Here is a 6,873-nt window from a genome sequence, read left to right as displayed (position 1 = left end):
CGGTGATGTTCAGATTCCCGCCGCCGTCGAGCTGCACCAGAATCGGCGTGTCGTCGTTCAGAATCGTGCCGATGGCCTGAGGATCGCCGATCGTCACCAGCGTGGCGTCCGTCGTGCCGCCGAACTGGGCGTTCGACAGGTTCAGTCGAAACGTTTCGTTCGGCTCAAAAAGAGTGTCGTCGAGCAGCGTGACGTTGACCGTTTCGGTCAGGCTGCCGCCGGCGGTGAAGGTGACGGTCTGATTGACGATGGCTGTGTAATCGATTCCCGCCACCGCCTGCCCGGCGATGTTTGCCGTGTTGACGACGACTGTGACGTTTTCCGAAATCGCGTGATCCAGCGTCAACGTGAATGTCAGGGTTCCGGCGCCTTCCGCAGCGGAAACGTCGGCGACCGTGATGGATGCGGTGTCATCATTCGTCAGAGTCACGCTGGCGGTGGGATTCGTCGTTCCCACCTGGCCGCCGGCGCTGAAGTTCGTCAATGACAGCGACAGCGTTTCATCTCGTTCGACGATCGTGTCGCCGAGAATTCCGATGGCGACGCTGGCCGTGCTGGCTCCCGCGGCAAAATTCGCCGTGACGGTTGTGGCCGTGAAGTCTGATCCCGCCGTGGCGGTGTCGCCCACACCGGCGAAAATCACAACGTCGACAGACGAAGCCTGCGACGTGTCGCCGTTACGGTTCAGCGTGATGAACTGAGAATTGCCGCTGTCCATTTCGGCGAGGTCGAAATTTGCCAGGTCGAAGTCGTACTGGTTGACGACGGCCGTCAGCACGACATCGTTACCGTCGCCGCCGGCATATGAGATCTGAAACAACTGACCGGCGACCGCGATTCGGTCGCCTTCGGCCAATCCGGTGAACGTGCCGCTGACCGCACCGGCGCCCTGGTTGTTCAGAATCGTGAACGAATCGCCGCTCGCCGCCGTGAAGCCGGGATCCAGCGTCAGGGCTCCGGCCAGCGTGATGGCACCCGTCACCGAAACCTGGTCGTACTGCGTCGCGGCCGTCGTGCCGTCCAGATCGGCTCGAAAGATCGAACCGGCATCCATCATCAGACTGGCAACCGACAGCAATCCCGGCCCGTCGCCCGCGTCCAGCGTCGCGGCGTTCTGAACAACCACATCGCCGTTGATGACGCCGGACGCTGTCAGACTGAACGACGAAAGTAACGTCGTCGTGCCGCCCGACGTCAGGTCCAGCGCGCCGGCCGTGTTGGTTCCGGTCAGGTCAGTCGGCGAATCTTCCACGATCGTGACGGCTCAGACGCTGTTGAATGTCAGCGTATCGGCGTTGAACGTGCCCGCTCCCAGACTGATCGATGAGCCATTGAAGTCCGCGTGGCCACTGATCGTCACGTCGGTGGCGCCCGCGTCGTCGATCGCACCGGTGGAGTCCAGATCCAGGCTTCCGGCCGAGTTGCTGCCGACGATGTCCGTGCCGGAATCTTCGGCGATGGTCACGCTGCCCGCGCTGTTAAATGTCAGCGTCCCCGCGTTAAACGTGCCGCCGCCCAGCGAAATCGATGTCCCGTCAAAGTCGGCCAGGCTGGTGACGCCGATGCTGGTTGCTGCGCTGTCGTCGATCGCTCCGGTGGAAGTCAGGTCCAGGCTGCCGGCGGTATTTGTGCCAACGATGTCCGTGCCGGAGTCTTCGGCGATCGACACGCTGCCCGCACTGTTGAACGTTAGCGTGCCGACATTGAACATTCCGTTGCCGAGATCGATCGTGCTGCCGGAAAACGAGCCGTTGTTCGTCGCCGACACGTCGCTTCCGGCGAGGTCCGACACCGGACCGGTTGCGTCAACCGTCAGCGTGTTGTTGGCGCTGACGATGTCGAGCGTCAGATCATCCGCATCCGTGATCACCACATCGTCGCCGGCGATCGACACGTTGTCGAAGTCGTTGGCCGCAGCGTTCAGCGTGACGTCGCCCGTGGCATGAATTGTCAGGTCCGCAACCTGAACTCCCAGGGCTCCATCGGTCACGATGGCGGGATTGTTGACAGACCCGACTTCCAGGCCTGTGATCGGAGTGGCGGTTGTTGTCGTCAGAATGGTGTTGGTGACGTCGAGCGAAAAGTCGGCGCTGGGCAGCAGCGTCGCGTCCCACACGTCACCGGTCAGAGTAAACTGAAATGTGTTGGCAGCGATCGTCTCCATTTCCACGCTTGCGCCCGGGTCGAATCCGTCAAGTTGCACGGCGTTGCCGACGAGGGCAAAACTGGCATCGGGCAGCCTGCGATCTTCCAGCGACATCAGACCGAATCGCAGCCGTCGCGGCACCTCCGGGCGCGGGCGTCGGCGCAGGGATTCTCTCAGCAGAGATACCAGTTTCTTGATGGACATTCGGCGGAATCCGTGTTCAGGCAGAGGTCGCGAAGATCGGGCTTTTGCTTCAGATCCTAAGCGCTGCGGGATCGGAAAAACAAAGCTTTTCTGCGCGTCGGGCCGTTAAGCTGCGTTGCCTGCGATAATCGAGCGTTCCGGAAAGACTATGACAGTAAGAACGGCGTGGCATTTCGGAGACACTTGTTCTTCTTCGCAGACCATTCCGGCTGGGCGGATTGAACGAATCAGACCCGGTTTTCTAACCCTGACGGCTGTTCCGCGCCGAACAAAGACGATGAGAAGGCAGAATGTGATGAATACTCACAGGCTGCGGCAATTGTGCTGTCAAGTCGCACGTTCCGGCGACTAAACCGCGAGCGGGGCAGAATGTGACATTCGGGCTCGCGGGAGTAAGAAGAGCGAAAAGGATCGGCGTCCGCCGCGGCCAGCATAAACCAGTTGGCGCGTGGCTTCCGTCTGAAGTGTGACCGGTTGATCGGGGAAAAGGGATGTCTGCGTTCTACCTGCGTCCTGCGATGTTGATATTCGTCGCGACATTTTCGGCAGTTGCTGCCGCTCAGACCAGCCCGCTGGGTCCCATCGGAAGGCGGCCGTTCGAACGGTCAGCGCAGCAGGTCGGGTTGCTGAAAGGGGCTGAGGCGACGCGTGCATCCGGCGTGTCCGCTCCGACGCGCGCGCTGTCCGACGGGATTCGGCGCGACATTGACTCCCGAGCCCGCGAACGCATCGTTCGGCTGTCTCCCGTGACCCCGGTGTCCGACAACATCCGGCGCGAACGTCAGAAACAGCCGGAAAGCTCCCAACCGCTGCCCGAGAAACTCATCGCCACCCGGATGGCTCCGATTTCACTGTTGTCGCCCGACGTCAGCATTGCCGCGCTGCGTCCGGTGCCTGATGTTCAACCCGAACCGCCAGCGGTGCAACCGTCGCCGCGTCGACTTGAGAACGTTCCGATCCGCCCGGTTCCTGTCGCGACGGCAGAACCAGCGAAGGCGGAAGATGGTCCTTCGGAATCAATGAATCCCGAGATCTATCGATCAATGCCGCCGACGTTTGCGTTTCGGGAAACGCGGCCGTTTATCGGCATGCGCGACTTGAGGGCAGCCGCCTTTGAAAAGGCTCCGGCGGCAACGCAGGCCGAAGCGGCTCAGCCAGCCGCGGTGGAACACGTTTCGAAGCCAGTGGCCCGGAAGACCGAACCGCATTCGTCGCCGGCGGCTGTTGTGCGACGGTTGCCGGCACCGAAGCCGGTGACCGAACCGGCACCTGGCATTCCGCAGTCCGTATCGAGCGATCCTTCGGCAGGTTTCCAGGACGAACTGGCGTCGCTGGTGGACCATCGCGCGGCCGGTGCTACGTCGGAGAAAAAGACATCGGTCACGCTGACAGGTCCGGTGCGACCGCGAAAGTCGATCTCGCAGAGTCCGGTCTCCGGCGCGCTCTCCGGGGCGCTCTCCGGGGCGGTCTCGCCGGTGCCCGGAAACCACAATACGGCGGGCATTGTCCGGCTGGCTTCGTCGCAGCCACAGTCCGTCGACGAATCTCAGGGCGTGCTGCTGGCAGTGCCGCCGCTGCCTCCGGCCGACGAGCATCCGATCCGTTCAAACGCAGATTCCGGAACGACGGGCGCTTTCGACGGAGTTGAGATCTTCAATCCGATCTACGCTGTTACGCTGGGAAGCGCCAACATCGAGGCTCACAATCCGCCCGATCAATTGCCGACCAACCAGGCTCGCCAACTGCAGGGATTTCAGGAACCGCAGTATCAGTGGGCTTCGGGTCACAGCATGTATTCGCCGAATCGAAACGCGTACCCGATCTGCTATCGCCCGCTGTATTTTGAAGACCCGAATCTGGAACGCTGCGGCCAGGCTCACGGCTGCCTGACGGAACTGGTCTCAATCGCTCATTTCGCCGGACGAATCCCGGTTCTGCCGTACATGATGGTCGCCGAACCGCCGCATGATTGCGTCGCCGCGAAGCCGGACTGTCCGATGTGCAGCAGTTTCGGACCTGACGCGTATTTCCCGCGACCGGACGAAGTCGACCTTGGCGGTGTCGCCGTTCAGGCAGCCGCCACCGTGGGCCTGATTTTCCTGCTGCCATAAGAACAGCGGGACGAAGCACGATGACGCTGCGGAATTCGAACCGGAACCTGTCGCGATGTGCGCGTTGTTGCGCCGGGCCATCCGAATCGCTCCGACGCAACCAGTGCTGCCTTGTGGAGTCCTGATTGCGTCGGTGCGAGATCCACGAAATGGAATCCGCGACTATTCGCCGGCCGGCTTTTTCCGAGGCTTCCTGTTGCGGGCCGGCTTCTTCTTGTTCTGTTTCGCATTCTTCGCTTTCCGTTCGGCAGCCTGTGGCTTAGCGGCCTCGGATTCCTCGACCGATGCCGCGTCTTTGTCCTGCTGAGCCTGCGCCGCGTCCGCGACTTCTCTCAGGGCCGCCAGCGAATCTTCCACCGGATCCTGCGTGAACGAGCTTCCGGCGACGCACGCATGGCAGCCTTCCTGCGCGGGAATGCAGTAGCTCTGGTCCAGGCTTCGCAGCGAAAACGCCAGCTCTTTCAATTCTTCATTGACCGACGTCGCCAGCGTTGTGGCACCGGCCGTGATTCCCGCCGCCGCGACTGTTCCCACAACAGCAGCCTCCGCGGACAGCAGAACGCCCGCGTCGTCGTTCCAGAGTTTTCGAAGCAGATTCATGTCCGGTTGTCTCCCGTGGAATTGGCGGTTTGGTGTGGTGGTGCCGGTTCTTTCGATTAATCGTGTTGAACCGGTTACGCCGATTCTACGGGCCAACTGACGGCGGCATGAATGTTAATTTGGATAAATTGGGTTAAATCGATACTTTTGTTTCTGGGGGCACAGGAGACGCCGACGGGCCGCGCAGAAGCTAATCGGGCGAGCACTCGGAGTGCTCGTGTCGGCCAGACAATCGCCGCGGGAACATCAGGCGCCGGTCACTTCGGCGTTAAAAAAACGACGCCTCCGCAGCGCTGAGAGTTGCGCGACGGCGCAGAACGCTGTAGACTGGCCGTCCGCTCAGGCCATTGTTCAGCACTTATTCAGCGTCCAGGAATCTCTCAGAAAGGTGGCTACGTGTTTGACCTCTCATTCCTGCTCCTGGCTCAGGAGACACCCGGCGGATTCGTCGATGGAGTCAAACATTTTCTGGAGTTCGTGCCTCGGCACTGGAACTTCTGTCTGTTGCACTTCCTGCAATTCGCGGTCTGGGGAGCGTGGTACGTCGTTCTCGGCAACATGCTGAACGCTCGCGGCTTTAAGGGCACGGAGATCGGCCGCATTTACGCCACGATTCCTTTGGGTTCGATCATTTCGCCCATGATCGTCGGACCGATTGCGGACAAGTACATCAATCAGGAAATCCTGATCGGCGGCCTGCATCTGTCAGGGGCGGTGTTTCTGTTCCTGATGGCAAAGACCGCAAAGCCGCGACCGTTCTTCTGGATCGCTCTGGTGTACGCGGTGCTGTTTGCGCCAACGCTGTCGCTGGTGAATTCGATTGTTTTCGCTCACGACGCCGACATTTTCGGCGGCAATGCAGGAGAGGGCTTTCCGTGGATCCGCGTGTTCGGCACGATCGGCTGGATTATCGCCGGTCTGTCGCATGCACTGATTCTGAAGAAGGGGGAACCGATGAACGAGCGTCCGCTGCTGCTGGCGTGCGGATTATCGGCGATCCTGGGACTTTATGCCTTTACGTTGCCAGTCACGAAACCGGCGGCCGTTCTGGCGGCTGAGGCCGCCGCGGCATCCGGCGAAGCGGCGGACGTGGCTGCCGAGGAAATTGGTGCTATCGCCGGCGCCAAGACAATGATCACGTCGTATCCCGTGTTCTTCGGCGTTTCGTTCGCGACCGCGATGGCGATGGGGTTGTACTTTGCCTTCGCCGCCCTGTACCTGGAAAAACGGGGCATTGGTTCGAACGTGGTCGGTCCCGTGATGACGATCGGGCAATGGATCGAGATATTCTTCATGCTGACGCTGCCCGCGTTCCTCGGCAAAGATAACGCCAACATGAACCACGTGTTGCTGGTCGGCGTCGCGGCCTGGGCGCTGCGGTTCGGGCTGTTCGCGATTGGTCGGCCGCTGCCGCTGATCCTGCTGGGCGTTGCGATTCACGGAATCTGCTTCGATTTCTTCTTCGCGGCAGGCATGATCAATACCGCTGCGATCGCACCGGCACAACTGACTGCGACCGCTCAGCAGGTCTACGGATTCCTGGTTTACGGGCTCGGCATGTACCTGGGCTCGGAGCTTTCCGGCTGGCTGCATCAGTACTTTACGAAACCGGTTCCCGCCACAGCGGCCGAGCCTTCAACGGCCGAAGAAGCCGCTACCAACTGGCGGGGGTTCTGGATCGTTCCGTGTCTGATCATCGCGATTTGCGCGGCGCTCTTTGCGGCGAATGCCACAGATGCCACATCGGCGACCGACGAAGCCGGCACCGGCTCCGATGGTGCCGCTGTCACTGATCCAGTTGAGTGACAGTCG

General features: G+C 61.1%; 5 protein-coding genes. 2 read left to right on the top strand and 3 right to left on the bottom strand.

What is annotated here, in order from left to right; translation table 11 throughout:
* Window positions 1–1,252: Calx-beta domain-containing protein (locus R3C19_26310; GenBank protein MEZ6063876.1), on the bottom strand; the 1,252-nt coding region annotated here is incomplete at its 3' end.
* A 12-nt stretch (window positions 1,253–1,264) separates the two neighbouring features.
* Window positions 1,265–2,350: a hypothetical protein gene (locus R3C19_26305; protein ID MEZ6063875.1), complete on the bottom strand. Its 1,086-nt coding sequence runs from the start codon at window positions 2,348–2,350 to the stop codon at window positions 1,265–1,267.
* Window positions 2,351–2,841: 491 nt separating this feature from the next.
* On the opposite strand from R3C19_26305, the gene R3C19_26300 reads away from it, so the two are divergent.
* On the top strand, window positions 2,842–4,461 hold the full coding sequence (locus tag R3C19_26300) for a hypothetical protein (protein ID MEZ6063874.1): 1,620 nt from the start codon (window positions 2,842–2,844) through the stop codon (window positions 4,459–4,461).
* A 162-nt stretch (window positions 4,462–4,623) separates the two neighbouring features.
* Here the strand turns inward: R3C19_26300 and R3C19_26295 are convergent, their stop codons facing one another.
* The gene (locus R3C19_26295; GenBank protein MEZ6063873.1) at window positions 4,624–5,061 is read right to left on the bottom strand and encodes a hypothetical protein; all 438 of its coding nucleotides are present in this window, start codon (window positions 5,059–5,061) and stop codon (window positions 4,624–4,626) included.
* A 396-nt stretch (window positions 5,062–5,457) separates the two neighbouring features.
* Between R3C19_26295 and R3C19_26290 the strand changes: the two genes are divergently transcribed.
* Window positions 5,458–6,867 (top strand): MFS transporter, encoded by a 1,410-nt coding sequence (locus tag R3C19_26290; protein ID MEZ6063872.1) that lies wholly within the window; start codon window positions 5,458–5,460, stop codon window positions 6,865–6,867.
* The last annotated feature ends 6 nt before the right edge of the window (window positions 6,868–6,873 follow it).

The organism is Planctomycetaceae bacterium (assembly GCA_041398785.1).
Taxonomy (GTDB): domain Bacteria; phylum Planctomycetota; class Planctomycetia; order Planctomycetales; family Planctomycetaceae; genus JAWKUA01.
This window is presented reverse-complemented; position numbering and strand designations above follow the sequence as displayed.